This is a genomic window from Paenibacillus sp. sgz302148 (genome assembly GCF_056120465.1).
In genome coordinates this window covers 730,911-756,425 of sequence record NZ_JBVYOJ010000001.1, presented here as the reverse complement: position 1 = coordinate 756,425, position 25,515 = coordinate 730,911, and the positions used below count along the sequence as shown (strand labels likewise).

Annotated in this window: 21 protein-coding genes; 6 read left to right on the top strand and 15 right to left on the bottom strand. The window is 55.2% G+C overall.

Annotated features, from left to right (window positions below):
- Positions 1-83: 83 nt before the first annotated feature.
- The 8 genes from AC0LWM_RS03415 to AC0LWM_RS03380 all read right to left on the bottom strand — a co-directional run bounded on the left by AC0LWM_RS03415 (position 84) and on the right by AC0LWM_RS03380 (position 8,045).
- Entirely contained in the window at positions 84-1,838 is a 1,755-nt protein-coding gene (locus AC0LWM_RS03415; protein ID WP_474673484.1) for a Rieske (2Fe-2S) protein, read from the bottom strand.
- Between the two features lie 223 nt (positions 1,839-2,061).
- The gene (locus AC0LWM_RS03410) at positions 2,062-3,195 is read right to left on the bottom strand and encodes a glycoside hydrolase family 88 protein (RefSeq protein WP_474673483.1); all 1,134 of its coding nucleotides are present in this window, start codon (positions 3,193-3,195) and stop codon (positions 2,062-2,064) included.
- 88 nt (positions 3,196-3,283) lie between these two features.
- Positions 3,284-3,961, bottom strand: coding sequence for a bifunctional 2-keto-4-hydroxyglutarate aldolase/2-keto-3-deoxy-6-phosphogluconate aldolase (locus tag AC0LWM_RS03405; protein WP_474673482.1), 678 nt, complete (start codon positions 3,959-3,961; stop codon positions 3,284-3,286).
- 6 nt (positions 3,962-3,967) lie between these two features.
- Entirely contained in the window at positions 3,968-4,720 is a 753-nt protein-coding gene (gene kduD, locus AC0LWM_RS03400; protein ID WP_474673481.1) for a 2-dehydro-3-deoxy-D-gluconate 5-dehydrogenase KduD, read from the bottom strand.
- Positions 4,721-4,727: 7 nt separating this feature from the next.
- A complete protein-coding gene (locus AC0LWM_RS03395; protein ID WP_474673480.1) occupies positions 4,728-5,486 on the bottom strand; it encodes a DeoR/GlpR family DNA-binding transcription regulator in 759 nt (252 codons plus the stop codon).
- Between the two features lie 3 nt (positions 5,487-5,489).
- Entirely contained in the window at positions 5,490-6,323 is an 834-nt protein-coding gene (gene kduI / locus AC0LWM_RS03390; RefSeq protein WP_474673479.1) for a 5-dehydro-4-deoxy-D-glucuronate isomerase, read from the bottom strand.
- Positions 6,324-6,567: 244 nt separating this feature from the next.
- Positions 6,568-6,834, bottom strand: a complete 267-nt coding sequence (locus tag AC0LWM_RS03385) for a hypothetical protein (protein WP_474673478.1) — start codon at positions 6,832-6,834, stop codon at positions 6,568-6,570.
- Positions 6,835-6,908: 74 nt separating this feature from the next.
- Complete coding sequence (locus AC0LWM_RS03380; RefSeq protein ID WP_474673477.1) at positions 6,909-8,045, bottom strand: HupE/UreJ family protein; 1,137 nt, start codon at positions 8,043-8,045, stop codon at positions 6,909-6,911.
- Between the two features lie 241 nt (positions 8,046-8,286).
- Here AC0LWM_RS03380 and AC0LWM_RS03375 point away from each other — a divergent pair, with 241 nt between their 5' ends.
- Complete coding sequence (locus tag AC0LWM_RS03375) at positions 8,287-12,906, top strand: LamG-like jellyroll fold domain-containing protein (RefSeq protein WP_474673547.1); 4,620 nt, start codon at positions 8,287-8,289, stop codon at positions 12,904-12,906.
- A 109-nt stretch (positions 12,907-13,015) separates the two neighbouring features.
- Here the strand turns inward: AC0LWM_RS03375 and AC0LWM_RS03370 are convergent, their stop codons facing one another.
- Both AC0LWM_RS03370 and AC0LWM_RS03365 read right to left on the bottom strand, forming a co-directional pair.
- Entirely contained in the window at positions 13,016-13,729 is a 714-nt protein-coding gene (locus AC0LWM_RS03370) for a DUF2161 domain-containing phosphodiesterase (RefSeq protein WP_474673476.1), read from the bottom strand.
- 74 nt (positions 13,730-13,803) lie between these two features.
- Complete coding sequence (locus AC0LWM_RS03365) at positions 13,804-13,968, bottom strand: hypothetical protein (protein WP_474673475.1); 165 nt, start codon at positions 13,966-13,968, stop codon at positions 13,804-13,806.
- 115 nt (positions 13,969-14,083) lie between these two features.
- Between AC0LWM_RS03365 and AC0LWM_RS03360 the strand changes: the two genes are divergently transcribed.
- The 3 genes from AC0LWM_RS03360 (at position 14,084) to AC0LWM_RS03350 (ending at position 19,164) form a co-directional block, all read left to right on the top strand.
- Positions 14,084-15,889 (top strand): SgrR family transcriptional regulator, encoded by a 1,806-nt coding sequence (locus AC0LWM_RS03360; protein ID WP_474673474.1) that lies wholly within the window; start codon positions 14,084-14,086, stop codon positions 15,887-15,889.
- Positions 15,890-16,046: 157 nt separating this feature from the next.
- Positions 16,047-17,942 carry a PrkA family serine protein kinase gene (locus AC0LWM_RS03355; protein WP_474673473.1) on the top strand — a complete coding sequence of 632 codons (1,896 nt, stop codon included), beginning with the start codon at positions 16,047-16,049 and terminating at the stop codon, positions 17,940-17,942.
- A gap of 181 nt (positions 17,943-18,123) precedes the next feature.
- Entirely contained in the window at positions 18,124-19,164 is a 1,041-nt protein-coding gene (locus tag AC0LWM_RS03350; RefSeq protein ID WP_474673472.1) for a Gfo/Idh/MocA family protein, read from the top strand.
- A 109-nt stretch (positions 19,165-19,273) separates the two neighbouring features.
- Here AC0LWM_RS03350 and AC0LWM_RS03345 read toward each other — a convergent pair whose 3' ends face one another.
- The 3 genes from AC0LWM_RS03345 to AC0LWM_RS03335 form a co-directional block, all read right to left on the bottom strand.
- Positions 19,274-19,900, bottom strand: a complete 627-nt coding sequence (locus AC0LWM_RS03345) for an FMN-dependent NADH-azoreductase (RefSeq protein ID WP_474673471.1) — start codon at positions 19,898-19,900, stop codon at positions 19,274-19,276.
- A 165-nt stretch (positions 19,901-20,065) separates the two neighbouring features.
- Positions 20,066-20,719 (bottom strand): response regulator, encoded by a 654-nt coding sequence (locus tag AC0LWM_RS03340; protein ID WP_474673470.1) that lies wholly within the window; start codon positions 20,717-20,719, stop codon positions 20,066-20,068.
- A 20-nt stretch (positions 20,720-20,739) separates the two neighbouring features.
- On the bottom strand, positions 20,740-22,368 hold the full coding sequence (locus AC0LWM_RS03335; protein ID WP_474673469.1) for a GAF domain-containing sensor histidine kinase: 1,629 nt from the start codon (positions 22,366-22,368) through the stop codon (positions 20,740-20,742).
- A gap of 195 nt (positions 22,369-22,563) precedes the next feature.
- Here AC0LWM_RS03335 and AC0LWM_RS03330 point away from each other — a divergent pair, with 195 nt between their 5' ends.
- Positions 22,564-23,148, top strand: a complete 585-nt coding sequence (locus AC0LWM_RS03330; protein WP_474673468.1) for a nitroreductase family protein — start codon at positions 22,564-22,566, stop codon at positions 23,146-23,148.
- A gap of 175 nt (positions 23,149-23,323) precedes the next feature.
- Positions 23,324-24,094, top strand: a complete 771-nt coding sequence (locus tag AC0LWM_RS03325) for a class I SAM-dependent methyltransferase (RefSeq protein ID WP_474673467.1) — start codon at positions 23,324-23,326, stop codon at positions 24,092-24,094.
- Positions 24,095-24,124: 30 nt separating this feature from the next.
- Here AC0LWM_RS03325 and AC0LWM_RS03320 read toward each other — a convergent pair whose 3' ends face one another.
- Positions 24,125-24,499: a hypothetical protein gene (locus AC0LWM_RS03320; RefSeq protein WP_474673466.1), complete on the bottom strand. Its 375-nt coding sequence runs from the start codon at positions 24,497-24,499 to the stop codon at positions 24,125-24,127.
- 57 nt (positions 24,500-24,556) lie between these two features.
- Positions 24,557-25,384 carry a M15 family metallopeptidase gene (locus AC0LWM_RS03315; protein ID WP_474673465.1) on the bottom strand — a complete coding sequence of 276 codons (828 nt, stop codon included), beginning with the start codon at positions 25,382-25,384 and terminating at the stop codon, positions 24,557-24,559.
- Positions 25,385-25,515: the final 131 nt, after the last annotated feature.

Below are 25,515 nucleotides of genomic sequence, written 5' to 3'. Positions count from 1 at the left end.
AATACTGATCGGAACGAAGGTTTATGCACGTCATTGTTGTACGTGGTACAACAATATTGTCTGTAGCCCGGAAAAATAGGGCTTTAACCTTCCTCGAATAACCGCTCGCCGCGCTGCAAGCGCCAGGCGATTTTGGCCGTATTCGGCAATTCTCTTGCCGTTGGCGCATGGGCGGCCAAGTAACGGGTCAATGCCAATACAATCGTTTCTTTCGCCCGCTCCCGGAGCGTGCTTGTCGATTCGCTCCACCGGTCGTATTCGATCGCGGCGGCTTCGTACATTTGGAATGAATGGAATTCGGCATCCTCGCGCAGCAGCGCGTGGCCGAGCGTATTGAACAAAGCGCCGATATCCCCGCCTTGGGCGATATAATGCGTCGTCCATTTGGCGGCTTCGGCGACTTGCTGCCGCTGGTTCAGCATATCCAGCAGCTCGCTAGGCTCAAGCGAATACGATCCTGCAGCAATGTTGGCAGCGTTCGGGCGTGGCGCCGCCGGGATGTTCAGGAACCGGTCGAGGTAGATGCTTATCGCCGTATAATAAACGGCGCGTACGGTTAACGGATCGGCGCTGCGGTTGAGACTTTCATGTACGGCGTGCGCATGCGTGAACGTATGCAGGACGGCGATCCAATCGCCGAAATCGTTCTGCGTGTGGAACCTAGCGATTCGTTCCGCCGCGGCGAGCGCGGTTAATTGGGCGATAGTCGCAGGGCGGACGCCTTGCAGGAACGCTTCCGTTATCGCACCGATCGTATCGAGCGGCCGGTCGGAGAGCAACTGCTCGATAAAGGCGTCTTCATCGAACGTAGCTTCAGGCGCATCGGTTTGCGGCAGGCCGGCAGAGGCAATCGACTGGAACGCTTCCCGCAGAGGCGTCACGAGATTCACCGGCGACATCCAGCTGTGCAGCTCCTCGCTGCGCGTTGCCTGAACGGGCAAAGGCACAAGCGAGGTTAAGATGCGCTCCGTGAGTTCAGCTCCGGTATGGCGCAGCATTTCGAATGCTTTATTGTGAAAATCGAATGTATGCCCGCCGTCCAAATAAAAGTGGTCGCCCACGGCAACCAGCATCATTTCGGCCAGCGTCTGCTCGTCCGCACCCTTGCGAATCGCAGTCAGCAGCACCCGCTCCGCACCTTGCCGGTCGCGGACCTCGATGCAATTGCGATACCAAGCGGCAAGCCGCTCCATCGGCACATTCGCATCCGGCAGCGGCTGTACCATATGGCGGGGCGATCGCCCCGCTGCATCGCGCGCAACGTGCACCAAGCCGTGGAACAAGGCAAGGATGCGCCCGTAGGCATCCAGCTTCGGCAGCACGTTCACCATCGCGCTCAGAATCGTCAGGCCGGAGCCCCAGCCGTTCGAACGCTGCTCGGTGCCGAACGCGACGCCGACTTTGGCGATTTCCGACTCGGGAACGCCGCCTTCCACCAAGGCAACGACCGATTTGGCGATGACGATCGACAGGTTTTGTTCCAGCCCTTCGCGGAGCCGCTGCAGGTGCTTGTTCTTATCGCCTTTATTCCGAGGGCGGGAATCGACATACACTTCGTCTTGTTCAATCTTCACGTCGTAAGCGGGAATATCGTCCGCCCATAGATCGAGCGTTCCACCGCTGCACACGTCAAACCGCGCATGGTGCCAGTGACAGGTCAAAATCCCGTCGCACAAGCTGCCCATGTGCAGCGGAAAGCCCATATGCGGGCAGCGGTTGTCGACGGCGTACACCTCGCCTTCATGGGCGAATACGGCGATGCCGCCTTTGATCACTTTGGCGCCTTCGCGCCGCAGCTCTTCCAGAGTTCCTGCATGAATCCATTGGGATTGGGACAATACATTCTCCTCCTCATCATGGAATATAAACTATAATATGAAACTTATTTTAACTTAATAAACATTTTCGTGAGAAAAGTATAATATCCTGCTATTCGATAAAAAAATACTCCCTCTAACAGACCGTAGTCTGATGGAGGGAGTATTTAAACGCGTTGAGCTTTAATCGTTTCACGGGGAAGTTCAGCCTATGCCATCGCCGTTCATAAGCGCCGTCTAAACGTTAACGTTCGTACCAGTACCCGGTAATTCCGGTTTCGATACGCATCAACGCTTCCAGGTAATAATAGTCGCCCCAGATCACGAAGTCGTCCGGCGAATGGCCGTGGCGGACGCTGTAAGAGCCTCGGCGGAGCAGTCCTTCGGCGTTTTGGTCGCCGATCGTCGAATAACGGCTTACGAGCGAGGCGAGGGAGCTTTGCAGCTTCCCGGCGAAGTAAGCGCGATCCTCGTCGTTCTCGTCGAGGTGGCCGATGATCTCAAGCAAGCCTGCGCATACGATCGCAGAAGCGGAGCTGTCGCGCTTCGTTTCGGCGTCGACGGGCGCATTGAAGTCCCAATAAGCGACCTCGTCTTCCGGCAAATGCTCGATGAAATAACGGGCAAGACGTTTCGAAGTTTCGAGGAAAGCCGGGTTATGCGTGTACCGGTAGGACAAGGCGAAGCCGTAAACGCCCCAAGCTTGGCCGCGCGTCCAGGTCGAACCGTTCGTGTAGCCTTGATGCGTCGCGCCGCCGATCGGCACGCCGGTTTGCTGGTCGAAGTAAAACGTATGGTAAGACGAATCGTCGCCGCGCGCGAGAAAACGGCGGCTTTTTTCCGCATGAATGACGGCAACGTCCCGGTAGCGGGGATTGCCTGTCGTTTCGGACGCCCAATACAGCAGCGGCAAGTTCATGAGGCAATCGATGATGATCCGGCCGCCTTGCTCCGGGTCGTCCGCAGGGCCCCACGCCTGAATGAGCTGAGACTTTTCGCGCCAGCGGAGCATCAGCTTGTCGGCGGCTTCGAGCGTGAGCTGCTTGGCCGCTTCGTCGCGCTCGACGATCCAGCCGGCTTTGGCGGATAACGAATATAAGAAGCCGATGTCGTGATGGTCGACAACAACGTTGTTGTCCAGCCGGCTCCGGAAGCTGGCGATATTCCGATGAGCCGCCTGCCGGAAAACTTCGTCCTTCGTGTATTCATAGCATAACCACAGCATGCCGGTCCAGAAGCCGTCCGTCCAATCGTTGTTCGGGTTCAAGTTGCCGGAATAACCGCCGCCGCCGATGCCGACATGCGGGAATTGGTCGCCGAACCGCTCGATATTGGCGCGAGTTTTGGCAACGGCGTCTTCAATGGCTTGTTTCCACATTGTTCATACGCTCCTTCAATCAATGAATGGTTGAAAATAGGGGATGAATGCAAAAGGATGCCGGATTGCGATCCGGAAAAAGCACGGTTTATCCGCGCGCTCCGCCGACTGCCGCACGGTATGCTTCCATATAAGCGGCCGCTTTTTTCGCGACAAGCGAATAATCCTTTGTCTTGACCGCTTCAGCCGTCAGGTCGGAGCCGATGCCAACCGCAACGGCGCCCGCCTGAATCCATTCGCCGAGATTCGAGAGCGATACGCCGCCGGTCGGCATGACGTTCGCCTGCGGCAGCGGTCCTTTGATCGCTTTGATCATCGCAGGGGAGAACAGGTTGCCGGGGAACAGCTTCACGATATCGACACCTAGCTCCAAAGCGGATTGGATCTCTTGAATCGTCATGACACCGGGCATAACCGGCACCCGATAGCGGTTGCACAGCGTTACGGTAGCCGGGTTGAACGAAGGGCCAACGACGAATTCGGCCCCGCTCAGGATGGCGGCACGCGCCGTTTCCGGGTCGAGCACCGTGCCGACGCCGATGACGGCAAAATTCGGCGCATCCGCCGGAGCGGTGCAGGAATATCGGGCCGCAAGCCGTTCGATGGCCTGCAGCGCGCGCGGGACGGTCATCGTCACCTCGATTGTTTTCAGGCCTCCGGCGATCGCTTGCTCGGCCATCTCCACGACTTCCTCCGGCGAATCTCCGCGCAATACGGCGACGACGCCTTCGCGTACGACCGTTTCGATCAATTTCAATTTTTTCATCGATGCTTACCTCGCCATCCATCCGCCGTCCACGCACATGACGTGGCCGTGCATATAATCAGAAGCTTGTGAAGCCAGAAACACGACGGGTCCTTGCAAATCCTCGATCGTTCCCCAACGGTTCGCGGGGATGCGCTCCAGAATTTGCCGGCTGCGGTCGCTATCCGAGCGCAGCGCGGCCGTATTGTCCGTAGCCATATAGCCCGGGGCGATTGCGTTGACGTTCACGCCTTTGCTCGCCCACTCGTTCGCGAGCGCTTTCGTAATGCCGGCGACGCCGTGCTTTGATGCCGTATATCCCGGTACGTTAATGCCGCCTTGGTAAGTAAGCATCGATGCGATGTTGATGATTTTGCCGTAGCCTTGCTTGATCATCTCCCGCCCCGCGAGCTGGCACAGGAAAAAAACGCTGTTCAGGTTAATATCGATTACGTCGTGCCAGTCTTGCGCTCCATGCTCTGCGGCGGGCGTCCGGCGGATGATGCCGGCATTGTTGACGAGAATGTCGACTTTGCCGAACGCTTCGAGCGTTTGTCCGATGACACCGGGCAATACGGACTCGTCGCTGAGATCGGCGACGATCGTATGCGCGCGGCGTCCCATCGCTTCAATCGCCTCTTGGACGTCCCGATTCGTGCTGCCGTTCGCGACGATGGCCACGTCGGCTCCCGCCTGGGCTAAACCAAGCGCGATGCCGGCGCCGAGTCCGCGGGCGCCTCCGGTTACGATTGCCGTCCGGCCGTGCAAGTCAAAGTTCATAGCTCCATCACTCCGTTTCCTTTTCAATCGGGACACCGCTCGCGGCGAACTTGGCGGCGATATCCCCGGGCAATCCGCGGTCGGTGACGATGCGCTCCAGCTCGGACAGCGTCGCGAACGTCATGAGCGCGTATTGATCGAACTTGGTATGATCGGCAACGCAAAATACTCGCTTCGCCGTTTCAATAATCGCCCGCTTCTGTTCATGCAGCTCGCTCGTATATATTGTCAGCCCGTATTCGGCATGAATGCCGCTTGCGGACAGAAATGCTTTGCCGATATTGAGCTTGCGGATGAACGAAGCCGTATCCGGTCCGACGAGCATGTTGCGCTGCCGGTACCCGCCCGGCACGACTAGCCGGATTTCGCTTTTGCGGGCCAGCTCGCTAATGATGAACAAGTCGTTCGTGATGACGGTTAACGGTACGTTGTCCAGCTGCTTGGCCATTTCCAGCGTCGTGCTGCCGGCATCCAGCGCAATGATGTCGTTCGGCTCGATATAACGTACCGCAAGGGCCGCCGCTTCCGCTTTGAGCGCCAGATTGGCCGTATTCGCCCTCTGCACGGGGAGCAGTCCTCGCTCTGCGTCATTGCGCACAACCGCACCGCCATGGACGCGGGTGAGCAGTCCTTGCTCCTCCAGCTTCTCCAGATCCTCGCGCACCGTCTTGCCGGTGACCTGCAGCAGCTCGCTCAGCTCGGCAACCTTCACTTCTCCGGCCTGGAGCAGGAGGGACATAATTTTTTCGTGTCGTTTCAGGCTCATTCGTTATTTCAGCTCTTTCATGGCAACGGCGTCCATATCGGCGAACTCCTGGTTTTCGCCGGCCATCGCCCAAATAAATGTATAGTTGCTTGTTCCGACGCCGCTGTGAATCGACCAGCTCGGCGAAATGACCGCCTGTTCGTTCCGGACGACAAGGTGTCTCGTTTCGGTCGGCTCGCCCATGAGATGGAATACGACGCCGTCTTCCGGCATGTCGAAGTAGAAGTACACCTCGGAACGGCGGTTGTGCGTATGGCAGGGCATCGTGTTCCACATGTTGCCGGGCTTCAGCAGCGTCATGCCCATGACGAGCTGGCAGCTCTGGATGCCTTGCGTATGAATGTATTTGTAAATCGTCCGCTCGTTGGAGTTCGTGATGCTGCCGAGATGGTTCGGCTCCGCTTCGCTGATCGCCGCTTTTGCGGTCGGGTAAGCGTGATGGGCCGGGGCGGAGTTCAGGTAAAAGCGCGCCGGATTGCCGCTGTCGTCGCTGGCGAACAGCACTTCTTTGTTGCTGAGGCCGACGTATAGGCAGTCTTTTGTTTCCATGACGTACGTCTCGCCGTCGACGGTAATGCTGCCGCGCGGCCCAACGTTAATGATGCCGATCTCGCGGCGTTCCAGGAAATAAGCCGCGCCCATTTCCTTCGGGTCGGCTTCCAGCTTGATCGGCTCCTCCGTCGGAATAACGCCGCCGGTAATCATCCGGTCGACGTGGCTATAAACGAGCTTTAGGGCTCCCGGCTGGAACAAGCCGTCGATCAAAAATTCATTGCGGAGCTGTTCGGTATCGTACGTTTTGGTTGCTGTCGGGTTTGTTGCGTATCGGATTTGCACGTGATGTCCTCCTTATTTGTTCGATATACGGTTTAATTATAATATAAAGGTTCGAAACTGTACATATAACCGAATTAAATGTTCATTTGTGTTCATATTGGTTCTTTTAAGGGATAAAAATACGCTGCAACAGTTGCAGCGCATGAATTCAACGGATCATCGTCTAGGTGATGCGATCCACTGGATGGGATTTTTTGACTTGATGTTTGGGAGGATGGGCGTTCATCGTATATTCCGCATCGTATTATTCTGCGTTGGCGTTATCTTCGTCCATTTCCATGGCAGCTTCAAAAACATTCGCTCTCGGCACTTGCGTCATATCTTCCTTCTGCCTCACCCAATAGCCGATGTTGCGGTACCAGTCCTCGAACGAAGCGTCCAATTGCAGCTCGCGGCCGGGATCGTCGTTGACGTCGGAATCTACCTCCATATGCTCGTCCGGTATTTCGTACAATTGTTCGCGATCATTGTGCCGGTTCGAATGCCGATCGTACTCATCGTATGTATCCACGTCGAATGCTCCTCGCTTACAGTCTGAATGATGGGTTTAAGGTTTCATTCATCCATTATGCCCCACCGGAGGTCTTATAACCCAAATACGCGAGTAATAAACCAGAAGCTGCCCGCAAGTCCGATCATCGCCGAGGCGGACAAGCGCAGCCGCCCGAACCAATGGCGTTTTTTGATGTACAGAAGCAACGGCAGCACGATGCAAACGACGGCAAGCTGGCCGATCTCGACGCCAAGATTAAACGTGAATAAAGCGTAGACTTCCTGCTGCTTCGGAAGGCCGATTTCCTGCAGCGCCCCGGCGAAGCCGAAGCCGTGGATCAAGCCGAAGCCGAAGGTGAGCAACCAGCGGTATTTGACATTTTGCGCCCGGTATACATTTTCATATACGACATAAACGATCGACAGCGCGATAACCGATTCCACCAGGCGCGACGGCAGGCTGACGACATCAAGCGCCGATAGGGCGAGCGTAATGCTATGCGCGATCGTAAATGAAGAAACGACGCCGAGCATCTGCTTGAAGCTCATGCCGACGATGAGAAGCGCGAGCAGGAACAACAAATGATCGTAGCCGGTCGATATATGCTCGACGCCGAGCATAACGAATTCGCGCATCGTCTCAAGCACCGAAGGGGCTTGTCCCCCATATTCACCGACCCAGTCTCTGTTTCCTGCGTCCAGGATATGCTTGAATGACGTATCGTCCGACTGATGGAACACGGCGATATTCTGGTGCCCGGGCGCTACCTCGAAGAAGCTGTCGTACCGGATGCCGATCGTCTGCAGCTGCCGTTCGGCGGGAAAAGTGAGCTCGATCCGAATGACGTTCGGGTTCGGGAGATCCTGCTTCACGGACACCATATCGAGCGCGGTACCGCCGTTTTTGACGGTTAACGTTTTGGCGAGATAAGGCTCAATAAAGGATGCATAGCCGGCTTCGAGCTCGGAAGCGTCGATGATTTTGTCCTGATTGAGATCCATCGCGCCGCCGATTTCCCAGATCGTCAGGTTATCGACGCGCATGATCATTTTGACGGATTGCCGTTCGATGTAAATGTCGGTGTACACGAAGGTGTTGCCATGGGCATCGGCCTTAGGCGGCGGGGCGGCAAGAGATGCGGCGAGTAGAAGCAGCATAAGGGAAATTACGGGAAGGACGCGAAGCAATAACCGTAAGGAAGCAGCAAATGAAACCTGACGCTTCAACACATCATCATCTCCTCGTATGCGGATTCATGAATTCGAACCCTCTATTTTCTAACATATAAAATCAAAGCCGATTTGTAAACGAAAAAATATTCCGACTATACAAAAAATTAAGAAAAATTATTCTTCTATTTCACTTGGCAGGATTGTATAATGTAGGCGAAAGGAGGGGGGATATGGATCAATACGGAAGCATCGCCTGATTCGCTTGTTGTCATTTCAGCACAAAGGAGTGAATGATTTGGTGAAAAAGGTACTTACTTCCCTTCTGGCGGCAAGTATCGGATTGTTCCCCCTGCTCTCGGGCGTTCAGCCGACTTATGCCGCAGAGAGGGAAGCGCAAGCCTCAGTGCTTTCGCAGGCCGGCGAGACGCCGCTGATCAGCTTTCCCGTGCTCAGCAACACGTTGCTCTTGAGCGATGTTGCCTCTAGCTCGGACAAGCTCGGTCAAGCCTTGGACGATCTCCATGCCGTCGACCCGGACGCCGACGCTCTCGTCATCGACGGAGACATCGTAGCCGGAGCAACGAAAGACGAGTATGACGTACTGAATCAAGTGCTTCAAAATCACCCCCATCCAGAGGCTTATACCACCATCGGCAATCATGAGTTTTATCATGCTTGGTACGACCAGAACGGCAATTGGAGCCCGGCAACGTTCCCGAACGGGGAAAGCGACCAGGATTCCATCAACCGTTATTTGGCGAAAACCGGAGCCGGCGGGCTTTATTACGATCAATGGATCGGCGGCTACCATTTTGTATTTCTCGGCTCGGAGAAGTATAGGCAGTCCGACCCGTCGGTCGCGGACAACGCTTACCTTTCCCAAGAGCAATTGGATTGGCTGAGCTCGAAGCTGGCGGAAAATGCCGGCCTGGACAAGCCGATCTTCCTGTTCCTGCACCAATCGATGACTTCGGTCGTCCAGCGTGAGCAGCTGCAGGAAATATTGAACCGTTATCCTCAAGTCATCTGGTTCCACGGCGATTCGCAGATGGGCTTCAACTACACGCCGACCATGGTGAAGAACAAATACACCGTATTCAACACGTCTTCCGTATTCAGGCCGCTTAACGCATCCGGACAGGAAATCGGCCCGAACGCAAGCGAAGGGCTGTACGTTCAGGTTTTCCAGGACCGGGTTGTCGTCAAGGCGCGGGATTTTGCCGCCGGGCAGTGGATGGAAGGCCATGAGTACACGGTTGATTACCCGGTGCCGTCAACGGAAGATCCGGAAGCGCCGACTTGGCCGCAGGGCAGCGTCATCTCGCTGTTCAACCTGCGCGATACGAGCGTGCACCTGTCATGGAACCGCGCACAGGACAACGTCGGCGTTACGAAATACCGCGTATTCCGGGACGGAACGGCTATCGCGACGATCGGCGCGTCGGAACCGTCCTATGTCGCTTCCGGCTTGACCCCGGAAACCTCCTATACGTTCAAGGTCGAGGCTGTGGACGAATGGGGCAATTGGAGCACGACCGGTCCTTCGGTTACGGTTACGACCGCGAAAACGGATGCGCCGGACGGGGAGCCGCTGCTTGAATTCCCTGTATTGAGCGATATTCATGTAAACGCATACAATCCGGCGTCCTACAACAAGTTCAAAAACGCCCTCACCGACTTGCACGAATCCGCTCCAAATGCCGATACGCTTGTCGTGAACGGCGATTTGACGGTCAGCGGCTGGGAAGCGGACTATGACAAGATGAACGAAATATTGGGTCAGGTTCCGCATGCGTCGGTACAATTTTCGATCGGCAACCACGAGTTTTACAAAGCATGGTACAATGCGGGCGGCGAATGGGACATGGACAATTTCCCGAACGGCGAAACGGAGCAGATGTCCATTAACCGGTTCCTGCAAAAAACAGGCTCCGAAAGCTTGTACCGCGACAAGTGGATTAACGATTACCACTTTATTTTCCTAGGCTCCGAGCAATATCGCCAGTCGAGCCCTTCCAACGGGGAGGACGCGTTTCTTTCCGATACGCAGCTGAACTGGCTGGAGGAGAAGATGGCGGAGGGCGCAAGCAAGGACAAGCCGATATTCGTGTTCCTGCACCAGCCGTTGCCGAATACCGTTTCGGGCAGCGATATAATCGGCAACAACCGGGCCGTTATTCAGCATGAGCGGCTCACGGAAATTTTGGCGAAATATCCGCAGACGATTTATTTTTCCGGCCATACGCATTGGACGCTCAACATGCCGACGACGATCGCCAAAAACCAATTTACGATGTTCAATTCCTCCACGACGTGGGACCCGCTGAATTCGAACGATCAGTCGATCGGTCCGAACGAAAGCGAAGGACTGTACGTCAAAGTTTATCCTTACAAGGTTGTTGTCGCGGGACGCGATTTTTACCGCAAAGCGTGGATTCCGGGTCAGGAATACTCGGTAAATTATACGCCCGAGCCGGATCTCGTCGATTACGATTTCGCCGTATCGGCGACCCATGACAATTCCCCGGCAGGCAATAACGGCATTGAAGTCGGACAACCTGTCGTCCAGTACGACAATGTGTTCGAAAAAAACGTGCTCGTGCTGGACGGGCAGTCGTACGTGCGCATTCCGGACAATGCGGGCTTGCGCCCGAAAACGGTGACGATGGCGGTTTCCTTCTCGCTGGACTCGCTGGACGGCTACCAGGATATCGTGGCGAAAAACCAAAGCTCGGATTACGGTCTGGAGTTCAACCCCGATACGCAGCGACTCGAAGCTTGGATTTATGTGAAAGATGCTGGCGGGGGAGGTAGCTACGTTGTGACGCAAAGCCCTGTACTGCAGGCGCAGACCAAATACAACGTGGCCGTCACGTATAACGGTGCGGAGTCCGTCTTTTATTTGAACGGCGAGAAAGTGGATTCCAAGCAGGCAGCCGGCGAAATCGGCCAAGCGGGCGATCCGGTCGATCTGGCGATCGGCGTCGATCCCGAGCCTGATGGCGGGGCGCGCAGTTATTTTGCCGGCAAAATCGGTTATGTCAAAATCTATTCGCGCGCATTGACGCATGCCCAAATTACCGGCGTCGAGCAATCGGTCGATACGAATAAACCGGTTTGGCCTGACGGCAGCAGCTTAACCGCGGCGAATGCAACCACAACGAGCGTAGACCTGTCGTGGACGGCGGCGACCGACAATATCGGCGTCAAGTCGTACAAGGTGTTCAGGGACGGTGTCTTGGCGGCGACTGTCGAAGCGGGGACGCCGGCGTATACAATAACAGGCCTGAAGCCCGAAACAATGTTTACGTTCAAAGTGGAAGCGGGAGACGAAGCGGGCAATTGGACCGATAACGGTCCGTCGGTGACGGCGACGACCGCGCCGCTCGTCTATGAGGATGTCGGAGCGCCGGACTTGCTCGATTATACGTTCGCGGAATCGGCTGTGAAAGACTCGTCTCCAGCGCATAATGACGGCGTTATTGTGGGGTCGGCAACGGTTGCGTACGACGAAGCGTTCGGCAAAAACGCGCTAGCCTTGGACGGCAGCTCGTATATCCGCATCGCGGACAATGCAGGCCTGCGCCCGCAGCATATTACGCTCGCCGCGGCCTTCTCGCTCGATACGCTGGAAGGCACCCAGGACATCATCGCCAAAAACCAAAGCTCCGATTACGGCTTCGAATACAATCCGGGTACGAAACGGTTGGAATCGTGGACGTATATTCAAGGGAATGACGGTTCGGCAGGATATGTCGTGCTGAAAACGGAAGCGCTGCAAGCGAATACCGTATACCATGCGGTGACAACGTACGATGGCAATGAAAACGCGCTATACTTAAACGGAGTGAAGGTCGATTCGGCGACGAAACCCGGCGCGATCGGCCAAGCGGCGATCGTGGACTTGACGATCGGAGCCGATCCGGAACTGGTCGGGGCGCGCAGCTTCATGAAGGGCAAGGTCGGCCTTGCGCAAATTTATAGCCAAGGGCTGTCCGCCGGACAAGTGGCGACGCTGTACAAACAGTTCGTCAATCCGCTGCAATCGTTGTCGATTGAGCTGCCTTCCAAGCTGAACGTTGGAGAGAGCGCCCAAGCGACGGTCAAGGCGGCCTATCGCGACGGGACAACGCAAATGATCGCTTCCGGTGTCCGGTTCGCCAGCTCGAATTCGCTGGCTGCAAGCGTAGATCCGGCAACGGGGCTCGTTGAAGGGCTGAGCGGAGGCGAAACGGTCATCAGCGCCGAATATGGCGGCAAGTCGGCGGAAGCGCATGTGACAGTGCTCGAGCCGAACGCGGCGCCGACCGTAACGATGCTGAACCCGGGCAGCGGCGCAACGTTCACATCGCCGGCTTCCATTGAGCTGAAGGCGGAAGCCACGGATAGCGACGGCCAAGTGGCGAAAGTTGAATTTTATAACGGTGGCGTCAAGCTGGGTAACGGACAATTGTCGGGTGGCATCTATCGCTTCGAGTGGACGAAGGTAGCGGCGGGCGAGTACAGCATCACGGCCATTGCAACCGATAACGGAGGAGCGACGACCGCATCGGCGGCTGTTGCCGTCACGGTGAAACCGCCGCTTCCGGTGAAGCTGAAGCTGAGTAAGACTACGCTTTGGCCTGCGAACCATAAGCTGGTTCCGATTCAAGCGGAGGTCCTATATGAGGGCAGGAAGCAGGATATCGCTTCGGTCGAATTGGTTTCGATCACGAGCAGCGAACCGGCTGAAGGAAACATCCAAGATGCCGTATTCGGCACGGCGGACATGCTCTTTCAGCTGCGTGCGGTAAGGTTGCCGCAGGGCAAAGGCCGAGTATACACGATAACGTACAAAGTAACCTTTACGTCGGGAGATACGGCCGTTGCCGTCGGTACGGTAACCGTGCCGCACGATGCTTCGGGCAAGGACAAATAAGGTAAGTGCTAAGGCGCGGAGCTGTTGCTCCGCGCCTTTTCTTTGGAAGTTGCATTCGTGATCGTGGTGCATTTTATCAATCATTACTTTCGAGTACAACCGCAGCCGCTCATGATAGCGTCGAAACTCTCGCCTCGACGACAGCCACGTTCTCGGCAAGCGCTGCCTCGCCTTGTGGCGTCAGCCGATAAATGCCCCGCTCGACGCGCTCGAACCAGCCGTAGTAATTGTTCTGCAGCAGCTCCGACATCTTCGCATTGCCGGTCAGCTCGCGCAGCTTGCGCGGGCTGAGCGGGCCATGCTCCGACAGCATCGCGGCGCAGTGCAGCGCCTTCTCCCGGTAGGCCGTCATCAGCTTGCGCTTCGTACTGCCGCCGACGTTGTAGTCGCCGCTCCGCTCGCGAAACTCGTTCAGCAGCTTGGCGGAGCGCCCTTTGGACAGTCTCGGCGTATACGGTGCCGGCTCGCATAGAACTTCGACGAGCGCCGGCTTCGTCTTGTACATCGTCACGGTCATGACGCCGAGTCCGAGCATCCGGCATAACCTCTCGATATCTCCCCACCGTTGGTTTTGGGCACCGCTTTTTTTGCGGTTCCGCTCCACGGCCAAATAAACTCTGTCGGACAGCTTCAGCCGTTCGATGCCCTGAAACAACAAAGCAAGGTTAAACGTCCGCTTGAGCTCTACGATGACCGGCGTTTCTTCGCCATCCCGCAAAGCTACGATGTCGCAGCTGTTTACCTCGCTTTTCACTTCAAAGCCTAACGTTTCCAAATATCGCTTTACCGGCAAATACAGCTCGGTTTCGCTTTGCACCGCCATGCATCGACAACCGCCTTTCACCTTTTCTCCATTCCGCTGTCATAACTTCTATTATAACATGAGTTATCCGCGGCTTAGAAGAACATGGCGATTGCTTTTACGATCACTTTGATGCTTTGTTTGACGGCTTGCGTTTGCTGTTCTACGTATTGGTTCCATTTCCAGTGTTCACGCGCTCTTGACTCGATCGCTTGGTTTCGGTACTCGCAAATTTTTTCTGCACAATAATGGTTTAACATGTTTTCCTCACTCCTTATTTCCATCTTTACTCTATACCCTAAGTATACGCTGGGAAAAGGGGATAAAAAGGGTATAATTGAATTACACCATTTCACCTTTTAGGAGGAACTGCCGATGCAACCGGTACTGCAATACTTTCACTTGCGCAATCATTTCGGAAATATCGGCGAGAAAGAACCGTTTCCTGTCACCATTGACGAGCTGGCTGGCGTATTATGCTGTACGCCGCGCAACGTCAAGTTCGTCATCCGCAAGCTGGAGGCGCTGGAGTGGATCAGGTGGCAGCCCGGCCTCGGCCGCGGAAACGCTTCATCGATCGCATTTATCGAGCCGAAGGAACCGCTGCTGCTGGAAGAAGCGAAATCGTTCGCCGTCAAAGGCGATATGAAAACAGCGCTTGAATATATTCATGAATACGGGGAAGGGACGTCCGTCAAGGAACGGTTTATGGAGTGGCTGAACAGCTACTTTGGTTATGTCACGGAAACGTTCGACGAACAGGAGGTGGAGACGCTCCGTTTTCCCGTTTTTCGGACGGTCGGGACGATGGATCCGGCGCGCGTATTTTATGCGTTCGATTTCCACCTGGTCGGCCAATTGTTCGATGGTCTTGTCCGTTACGACCATGACGCGAAGGCGATCGTGCCGAATATTGCGCATCACTGGGAATCGAATGAGGATGCGACGGAATGGACGTTTTATTTGCGCAAAGGCGTACGGTTCCATCACGGAAGGGAGCTTGAAGCGGACGACGTCGTATTTACGCTGCAAAGGCTGGGCGACGCCTGTCAGAGCATTCAAGTTTGGGTTATTCCGCATATCGGCCATGCGGAGGCGATCAACCGGCGGACGGTGCGGGTGAAGCTGAATTCGCCGAACCATCTGTTCCTTCGGTATTTGTGTACGACCGCTTGCGCGATCGTGCCGAAGGATATCGCTTTGCAGCGGGGCGACACGTTCGATCACGAGCCTGTCGGAGCGGGCCCGTTCCGCATGGCGAAGAAGACGGACACCCTGATCGTGCTTGAGGCGTTCCCGCAATATTTCAAGGAACGGGCCCATCTCGACCGGGTGGAAATCATTATCGTTCCGGAGAAGGAAGCGGACATCCTGCAGCTGCCTACGCTCGAGCATCTGCTTTGCTCGCACGGCGATGCCGGGGAGCCGGCGCTGGAAGGATGGGAGCAGGACGATTGGCTCGTGCCCGGGTGCAGCCTGCTGACGTTTAATATGACGAAGCCCGGCCCGCATCGGCATTTGAAATTCCGGGAAGCGCTGCATCGGCTCGTCGACCGCAAAGGAATGATTCGCGAAATCGGCGACAATCGGGTTTACCCGGCGCATAGCTTCATGCCGTCCGCCCGAATCCATGCGCTTGAGCCTACGGACGACTACGATCCGCAAACCGCTCGACGGCTGCTTGCCGAGATGGGCTATGACGGACAGCCGATTCGGCTGTTCACGAGCCATCGGCACGCCAAGGATGCGTATTGGATCCAGGATCAGTGCAAGGCGAACGGAATCGCATGCGAGATATACATTGCACCGAAGGAGGAAGTCCAGCGTCAAAGCTTCATTGATAATTCGGACTGCATTCTATACGAGGCGGTATTAAACGATGACGAGGTCGATCGGATCGGCATGTTCCAGCAGGCCGGCGATTTTATTTATTCCCATATGGGCGACGAATTGGCCGGAATACGCGACCGGCTTGTCGCGGATGTCGTAGCCGAACCGAATCCGGAGGAGCGCGCGCGCAAGCTGGCGGAGATGGAAGGATTGCTCCGCGAGCATCGTTACATTTTATTTTTGCTGCACAAAAAAACGAATATCAAATACCATCCCTCGGTTCGCGGCATCCGCTTCAATCAGCTGGGATGGGTTGATTTCAAGCCGATTTGGTTCGTTCCCCAAGGATAAAATTTCGGGCAACTAATCCTGTCTTCCCGCATAGGATTGTAATACACTTCGTTATACCGAAATGTAACGGGTAGTCTATTGCGACGACAAAGCACGGAAGCCAACAGCTGCTGCCGGGGGAACAAAACTTTAAGGGGCATGGGAGGAGGTTACACCTATGGATATTTTCAAGCGAATATCCGAGCATCGTGCAGAGAGCGAACGACTAGCTTGGTCCGGAACGTTTGCGGAATACATCGATTTGATTCGAGCGAATCCTGCGCCGGCGATGACCGCGCATTCCCGAGTTTACGAAATGATTCATTCGTATGGCGTTGTCGAAGAAAATGGGCACCGCAAATATAAATTTTTCGAACAGGAAATATTCGGTTTGGATCGCGCTTTGGAGAAGCTGGTCGAGGAATATTTTCATTCCGCGGCGCGGCGGCTTGACGTCCGTAAACGGATCTTGCTGCTCATGGGTCCGGTGAGCGGAGGGAAATCGACCCTCGTTACGCTGCTGAAACGCGGGCTGGAACGGTTCGCCCGAACGGATCGCGGCGCCGTATATGCGATCAAGGGCTGTCCGATGCATGAGGAACCGCTGCACTTGATACCGAATGAGCTGCGGCCCGATGTCGAGAAGGAGCTGGGTGTCAAAATCGAAGGAAGCTTGTGCCCATCCTGCCAGATGCGACTGAAAACCGAATACGGCGGCGATATCGAACATGTTCTCGTCGAGCGGGTTCTTGTTTCCGAGGAAAACCGGATCGGCATCGGCACATTCAGCCCGTCCGACCCTAAGTCGCAAGACATTGCGGACCTGACCGGCAGCATCGACTTTTCGACGATTACGGAATTCGGCTCGGAGTCCGACCCCCGTGCATACCGTTTTGACGGCGAGCTGAACAAGGCGAACCGCGGCATTATGGAATTCCAGGAAATGCTGAAGTGCGACGAGAAATTTCTGTGGAACCTGCTGTCGCTGACGCAGGAAGGCAACTTCAAGGCCGGGCGGTTCGCGTTGATTTCGGCGGATGAGCTTATCGTTGCCCATACGAACGAATCGGAATACAAGGCGTTTATTGGCAATAAGAAAAACGAAGCGCTCCAATCCCGGATGATTGTGATGCATATTCCGTACAATCTGAAGGTGACCGAGGAGGAGAAAATATACAGCAAGCTGATCCGGCAAAGCGACATGAACCATATTCATATTGCGCCTCATGCGCTGCGGTCGGCCGCCATCTTCTCGATTTTGACCAGGCTGAAGGAAACGAAGAAGCAGGGCATGGACCTCGTCAAAAAAATGCGCATGTATGACGGCGAAGAGGTCGAAGGCTTCAAGGAAGCCGACCTGAAGGAGATGCAGAACGAATACGTGGAAGAAGGAATGTCGGGCGTCGATCCCAGGTACGTCATCAACCGGATCTCCAGCGCGCTCATCAAGCAAGACATGCAGTGCATCAACGCCCTTGACGTGCTTCGCGCTTTGAAGGACGGCCTTGACCAGCATCCGTCGATTTCGAAGGAGGAGCGGGAGAGGTACTTGAATTTCATCTCGGTTGCCCGCAAGGAATTCGATAATTTGGCCAAAAAGGAAATCCAGAAAGCGTTCGTTTACTCTTTCGAGGAATCGGCACGGACGTTGTTCGAGAATTATCTCGACAATATCGAAGCCTTCTGCAATGCGCACAAAATCAAAGATCCATTAACCGGCGAGGAGATGGACCCGGACGAGAGGCTCATGCGCTCCATTGAGGAGCAAATCGGCATTTCGGAAAACGCGAAAAAAGCGTTCCGCGAGGAAATTTTGATTCGGATCTCGTCCTATTCGCGCAAAGGCAAGAAGTTCGAATACAACAGCCACGAGCGGCTGCGCGAAGCGATCGAGAAGAAGCTGTTCGTCGATTTGAAAGATATTGTGAAAATTACGACATCCACCAAAACGCCGGATGAAAAACAGCTGAAACGGATCAATGAGGTCACCAAACGGCTGATCGACGAACATGGATATTGCCCGGTTTGCGCGAACGAGCTGCTGCGGTATGTCGGCAGCTTGCTGAACCGCTAGAACACGGTCAAGGCATTCATTTTCCCTCATCCACCCAATCTTAATCCGGAACGACCTCCCTAAGCGAGGTTGTCCGGATTTTTGTTTTGGGTTGCCCGTATCCGCCTATTTAATTGTACCCGGGTGGTGTATAATCGAATTTAGTTTTATACCAAATACGGCAAGGGAGCGGTTTATTCAGATGAGCAAAATCCGAATTGGCATCATTGGCGGCGGAGGCATCGCTCAATATGCGCACATCGCCAACTATAAGAAGCATAGCGACAAAATCGAGCTCGTTGCAATCGCCGACGTAAACGAAAGCATCGTCAACAAAAATATCGAAGATCATGGATTCCAGCATGGCTTCACCGATTACGAAAAAATGCTGTCCAGCGTTGAACTGGACGCGATCAGCGTCTGTACGCCGAACAAATTCCATGCTCCGGCGGCGATTGCCGCTTTGCAAGCCGGCTGCAACGTATTGTGCGAGAAACCGCCGGCCATGACGAGCGCGGAAGCCAAGGCGATGGAGGACGCGGCGAACAAATCGGGCAAGCTGCTGACTTACGGCTTCAATCATCGCTATACGAGCCAGGCGCAAATCCTGAAGCGTTTCGTGGATGCCGGAGAGCTCGGCAACATCTATGCAGGCCGCGTCACGGCGATCCGTCGCAGCGGTATTCCGGGCTGGGGCGTCTTCACGAACAAGGAGCTGCAAGGCGGCGGACCGCTGATCGACATCGGCGTCCATATGCTTGATCTTGCCCTGTACCTGATGGGGTATCCGCGCGCGACGCAAGTCATGGGGGCAACCTACCGCGAGCTGGGAACGCGTCCGCTCACTTCCGCATGGGGCGGATCTTGGGATTACAAAAACTACTCCGTCGAGGATATGGCGATGGCGATGATCCGTTTCGAGAACGGCGCGACGCTGCATCTGGACACGAGCTTTATCTTACATACGAAGGAAGACTCCGTAAACGTGCGCCTGCACGGGACCGAAGGCGGTTGCGACTATTCGCCGATTGCGATTTTCCAGGATAAACACGGTTCGCTCGTGGACATTACGCCGACCTCCGTGCCGAACGTGGACAGCCATACGGCGGAAATCGAAGCTTTCGTGAAGACGCTTGCCGGCGAAGGCAAAGTGCTGTCGACAGCCGAGGAAGGCACGAAGCTGCAGCAAATTATCGAAGCGATTTATATTTCCGCGGAAACGGGAGAAACGGTTAAAATCTAATGGCTGACCGGCATCATTTCGAATAAAACAAGCCCTGCGGCTGGAGAAGAGCTCCGAGCTGCAGGGCTTATTATTGCGTCCATGATTTCTTTGCGTTGCTTGTGGCGGATTAGAACGAAGCGGCTGCTTTGACCGCTTTTTCGATCCCTTCGCGCACGATCGCTTCGCTGCGGTCCGGGAATTGATTGTGGCCTTCGACGATGATCGAAGTTACATCGTTCACGCCGAACAGCGACAGGTTGTAGTTTACGAAGTTGACGGCCATTTCCGTCGCGGCGCGCGGGCCTTCCGAATAAACGCCGCCGCGTGCGTTCAGCAGCGCGACTTTTTTGTCGCCTGCAAGTCCGACAGGACCTTCGGCCGTATAACGGAACGTTTTGCCCGGTTGGTTCAAGTAGTCGATGTACGTATGAAGGACGGCCGGAACCGTCATATTCCACAGCGGGAATGCAATGACGACTTTATCCGCGTCCAGAAATTGATTCAGGTAGGCGAGCACTTTTTCCGCGCCGGCTTTTTCCTCCGCTGTCGCCTCGTAGCCGTTCGCCAATTTGTACATGCCCGTCATGATCGTGTTGTCGTAATAGGGAAGCTGCTCCGCGAAAAGATCCAGTTCCACGATTTCGTCTTGCGGGTGGGTTTCTTTATAAGTCTGCAGGAAAGCTTCGTACAGCTTGACGCTGACGGCTTGCTCGGCAGGACGGTTGTTCGCTTTAATAAACAGTACTTTACTCATCCTCATTTATCTCCCTTTTGTCGTCCGAACCGGACGATGATATGTTGTTTCGTGATTCCATCATATCACCGGACCGTTCCGTGCGCTTCGGCAGGTCGGCTGAGGCTTGACTACGAAAAAAGTCCAACGTCGGTTGGACCTTATCTCAGACTTTCGATGTAGTTTTTACTCCGCTTCGGCGAGTCCGTGCTTGATTGCATAAATCGCCGCTTGCGTGCGGGCGTGCAATCCGAGCTTCGCCAGCAAATTGCTGACGTGCGTTTTGACCGTTTTCTCCGTAATATGAACCTCTGCGGCGATTTCTTTGTTGCTCTTGCCGAGCGCGATCAGCCGGAGCACTTCCAGCTCGCGGGGCGTAAGCGACTCGATCTGGTCGTCCTCCGCCGGATCGGCCCCATTGTCGGCAAGATGGGTCATCAGCTGCTCCGTGACTCGCGGATGAAGCTGCGCTTTGCCATGATAGACGCCGCGGATCGCCTCAACGAGTTCGTCCGGCTGAACGTCCTTGAGCAAATAACCGTTCGCGCCGGCTTTGATCGCGGGCAGAACCTGATCCTGCTCGGAGAAAGAGGTCAGCATAATGACCTTCGTTTCCGGATAATCTTGCCTTATGAGCTTAGTCGCTTCGATTCCGTTCATCTCCGGCATGAGCAAGTCCATCAACACGACATCAGGCTTCAGCTCCGGCATCATTCGGAGCGCGTCTTTCCCGTTGACGGCTTCGCCGACCACCTCGATATCCGATTGCAAGCGCAAAAAAAATTGCAGTCCTTTTACGACGACCGCATGATCGTCAACAAGAAGCACTCTAATTTTCATTGTAATCCCCTTTACGACCTTTACGAGCTTACCGGTATCGATACTTGAATCGTCGTTCCTTTGCCGCTGTCGCTGTGCATAGCGAAAGTGCCTCCCAGCGATTCGGCACGTTCCCGCATGGATTTTAAACCGAGGCTTTCGAGCTTCTTGTGGGAATGTTTCGAGAAGCCCCGGCCGTGATCGGCAATGCACATCGTCACCCTTCCCGCTTCCCGTTGCAATGTGATTTGCACCCCTAAGGTGCGGGCGTGCTTGCGGACGTTGTTCAGCGCCTCTTGGCCAATCCGGTACAACACTTCCTCCACGCTCTGCGAAAGCTCGCTAATCCCGTCCGAATGGGTCAGGACGGTGAGACCCAATCTTTTGCCGTAGCGGTAAAGTCCGGTAAGCAGTCCTTCCTCCAGCTCGGCCGGCCGCAGCTGGCATATGAGCGCACGCATTTCCTTCTGCGCGTTTTGCGTCAGCTGCTGGATGTCGCGAAGGGCGTTTTTGAGCGTCGCCGACTCTTCGTCGACCAGGCTATCCATGCCGCGTGCCGTAAATTGCAGCGAAAACAGCATCTGCGATACGGAATCGTGCAGGTCGCGGGCCAGCCGGTTCCGCTCGTCCCATCGCTGCATATCCATTTGCATCTGATAGATTTTGGCGTTTTCGTAGGCAAGTGAAATATGATCGGCCAAAGACTCCAGCACTTCGACGTCCGTGTTGTCGAAATGATTGATTTGCGGGCTGCAAGCATAAATTACGCCGATCGGTTTCTCGCGCAGCAGAACCGGTACCGCAACAGACGACAGAGCTCCCGGCTTGAACGGGGGAGCATTTACGCTATCATCGGAGCTAGAGCGATTCAAGCGCATCGTTTTGCCGTCGCGGAAAGCCATATCGACCGATCCGAGCGCGCTCCAATCGGGGGATTTGCGGCCAACGATCGTCGTTCCGTCCCGGAACAAAGCCATTTGAACCAACTCGCTTCCGTCCTCCATGAACAGATATGCTTCCGGACAGTTTAGGCTGCGGGCGACCCATTCGGAGACGATAGCCGGAATTTGTTCCGTTTCCGACAGCTTGCCGAGCTCCCGCGTCGCTTCCCCGAGCCGGTAGAACAAATCGGCTCTCTTCTGCTGCGCCTGGTAAAGCAGCGTCCGTTCTACGGCCGTCCCGATCTGGTAGGCGACGGATTGCATCATCGAGAGTTCTTCCTCCGTAAAATGCGTTTTTTCCGCGGCGGCCAAATTCATCAAACCGAACATTTTGCTGCCGGCCGTCAGCGGAATGGTGGCATGGTGCGTGATGCCGTTCGTGCAGCCTAAACCATGCTTGACGGCATCGTCCAAACGTTTGCAAATGATCGTATTTTCCGCGGTTTGCAGTATTCCTGCCTTATATCGGTCGAGACACCAGCAGGAACCGTCCAGCATGGCGCGCTTGTCATTCGCATCCAGTGCCGGCGGCAGCCCGTACGAAGCGGCCAAGCTGAAATGCGGCGGGTCGTCGTTCACGAGATAAATCCAGCCGGATTCCAGGCCGGAAAGCCCAACGACTCTTTCCAATACTTCATGCAATACGCAGTTCAAATCGGTTGATTTATTGATCGTTTCCGCAATTTTATGAAACGTCGCAAGCTCCTGCAAACTGAAATCTTTATGCATCGGTTTCCCCGTTCCTGTTCCTGATCTAATGAAAGGTTTGAGCCTAGTGTATCACCCGTGGTTTACGTTAAGCAAGGCAACTTGGCCTGCGTCGATTCCGGGACGAAGGAGGACGGCAGCCGTATTTTATTCATCGGTCTTTTCGCGGTATAATGAGAAAGGAATGAGAACGGCATAGGGATAGGAGAGAACGGAATGAACGTATTGGATGCGATCCGCACGCGCAGAAGTATCGGAAAAGTAACGCAGGAGCCGGTCGACCGGGCTTCCGTCGAAATGATTTTGGAAGCGGCGACTTGGGCGCCGAGCCACGGCCGTACGGAGCCGTGGAAGTTTTTTGTTATGCAGGGAGACGGGAGAAAACGGCTTGGCGCTGTACTCGCAGACATCGCCAAAGAAAACATGACCGAGCCTTTGACCGAAGCGAATGAAGAGACGCTGGGCAAAGAAAGGGCGAAGGCGCTTCGCTCGCCGGTCATAATCGCGGTCACTTGCGAACCGGCGAATGACTCCGCCGTTACGGTGATCGAGGATAAAGCGGCGGTTGCCGCCGCGGTTCAGAACATGCTGCTTGCCGCACATAGTCTCGGCCTTGGCGCAGTATGGCGTACCGGCCCGCAGGCGTATCATCCGAAGATGAACGAGCTGTTCGAGGTTGCCCCAAGCGGCATCGTCGTTGGTTTTGTCTACCTGGGCCATCCGGAAATGGGACCGCCCGAAGCGAAGAGGAAGCCGGCGGCCGATCGAACGGTATGGATCGATTCCGATATGAGCAAATAGATCGACGATAAACGATGGCCGTTACGCGCATACGCGCTTGACTGCCGTCGTTTGTTTTGTGCGCTCGAATCATTATAGGTACAAACTATAGAGTGAATAAGTTTTATATATTGGAATAATGAACGCAGGAGGTGTATAACGTAATAAAGACATTTTCAGGGAGACGTGATTGACGATGACGGATCATTCGAAACAAGCATGGAACGGCGAGCAATACGACGACAAGATGAGCTTTGTGTCCAAATTCGGACAAAGCGTGATTGAGCTGCTTGCTCCGGCTCAGGGGGAGCGCATATTGGATTTGGGCTGCGGCACGGGCGATTTGTCGCATCGGATCGCCCAGTCCGGCGCCGAGCCGACCGGGCTCGATATGTCCGGGCCGATGATCGCGGAAGCCCGCCGCAAATATCCGCACATCCCTTTTGTAGTCGGAGACGGCGAGTCGTTCCGCGTCGAAGAGCCGTTCGACGCCGTGTTTAGCAACGCGGCGCTGCACTGGATGAAGCAAGCGGATCGAGTTGCCGAATCGGTTGCGTTAGCCCTTCGTCCCGGCGGCCGATTCGTCGCCGAGTTCGGCGGCCACGGCAACGTCTCCGCGATCGCGGAAGCAGTTCGCGCGGCGCTTGCGGCATGCGGGATCGACGCCGGGCCGCGTGATCCGTGGTATTTCCCAAGCGTCGGCGAATACGCTAGCTTGCTCGAGCGGCATGGCTTCCGCGTCGAATTCGCCGCCTTGTTCGACCGCCCTACCCCGCTTGCCGACGGAGAAGCGGGATTTGCGACGTGGCTCGATACGTTCGGGCAGCTTTATTTTGCCGGCATGTCACCGGAGGAAAAAGCTCGTGCTTACGCCCTTGCGGAAGAGCGGGCACGTCCGGTATTGTTCCAGGGCGGCATCTGGGTTGCCGATTATGTACGGATTCGGATTAAGGCAACGCTTCGTTGATTGGATGGATCCTTACGATTGGATTGGTCCTTACGCAGCGTCGTCCCCGTGTCGCACTTTACGCTGGAAGTAAATAAATATCGGCAGCGGGATGATGACCCAAGCCAAGCTCTTGATCAAACTATTGACCGCCCGCTGCCTGCCGGCGGTTTTTTCCTGCTCGACCATGCTGTCGTATTGCGCGCGCAGCTGCTGCTCGGTCTCCGTTTGAACCGGCGTGCCCGTACCGCCTCCCGGTTCGGCCGGTTTCGTTTGCTTCATTTCCTTGAATTGCTCATAGGTCATGTAATAGGGAGTTGGGCTTGCTATGTCGGCGAGCGCCATCACGACGGCGACGCTGCCGCCGATCGTCATCATTAATGTCGCGAACATGATCAAATAAACGTATATTTTTTTGATCAGCATACGAATCACTTCCTTCTTCTGTTCATTCACTAAGGGTTCGTAGGCCAGGCTGTCTCATTACGAACGTTCGGCAAAATATTGCTCCAGCGTCATCCCGGTGTCGCGCAGCTCGCGTGCGATTTCCCGGCCGACGTAACGCACGTGCCACGGCTCATATGCGTACCCCGTTACCGATTCTTTCCCTTTCGGATACCGGATAATAAATCCGTAATCGGCGGCATTCGCCGCAAGCCATTTGCCCTCTTTCGTTTCTCCGAACGATTCGTCCAGATCGTAATTGAGACTGGCGCAGGAAATGTCCATGGCGAGCCCGGTCTGATGCTCGCTCTGGCCCGGATGGGCACTCGTTCGGTTGGCGGCGGTTTCGCCTAGTTGCTTCTTATAATATTGGAATAGCTTCATCTGCGACGAGTAGGAACGGTACCCTGAAACGGCGGCCAGCCTATAGCCGGCCCTTCCAGCACCGATGAACATCCGCTCAAGCGCGGTCGCCGCCTCTTGGCGCATCAGCATCTTCGGATGTTTGCCGGCAAAAGAGAACCGGACGTTCGGAGCTACGAGACGCTGCGGTTTATAGTCGGGAGGCAGGTTCCGCTGCTTGTTTACGACAACGGTCACGGCATCGGGGTTGGTGACGACCGGCAGATGGTCCTCCCCGAGCATAACGGTCTCCGCGAGCGTAGCCCGGCCCCGGTGCATCGGTTTGCTGACGGAATCCGCGACGTTCAGGCGATTCTCCTTCCGTGAAGGCGCGATATCCGCTTGCTTCCGGTCATTCCGGCTTATGCCGCTATCGTAAGGATTCCAGCAGCCGGAAAGCGCTGCGGCGGAGATTCCGATTGCTAGACATATCATTTTTGTTCGTATTATTGTACGTTGGCTCATCGTACTTCATGCTCCTGACGTCGTTCATGGCTTCTTATTTCTATCGTGGATCATTCGGAGCATTAATATACGGTAGTATGGCCAAGCTAACGCAATTTTGTTCAATTATGAACAAACATTCGTTGACATTT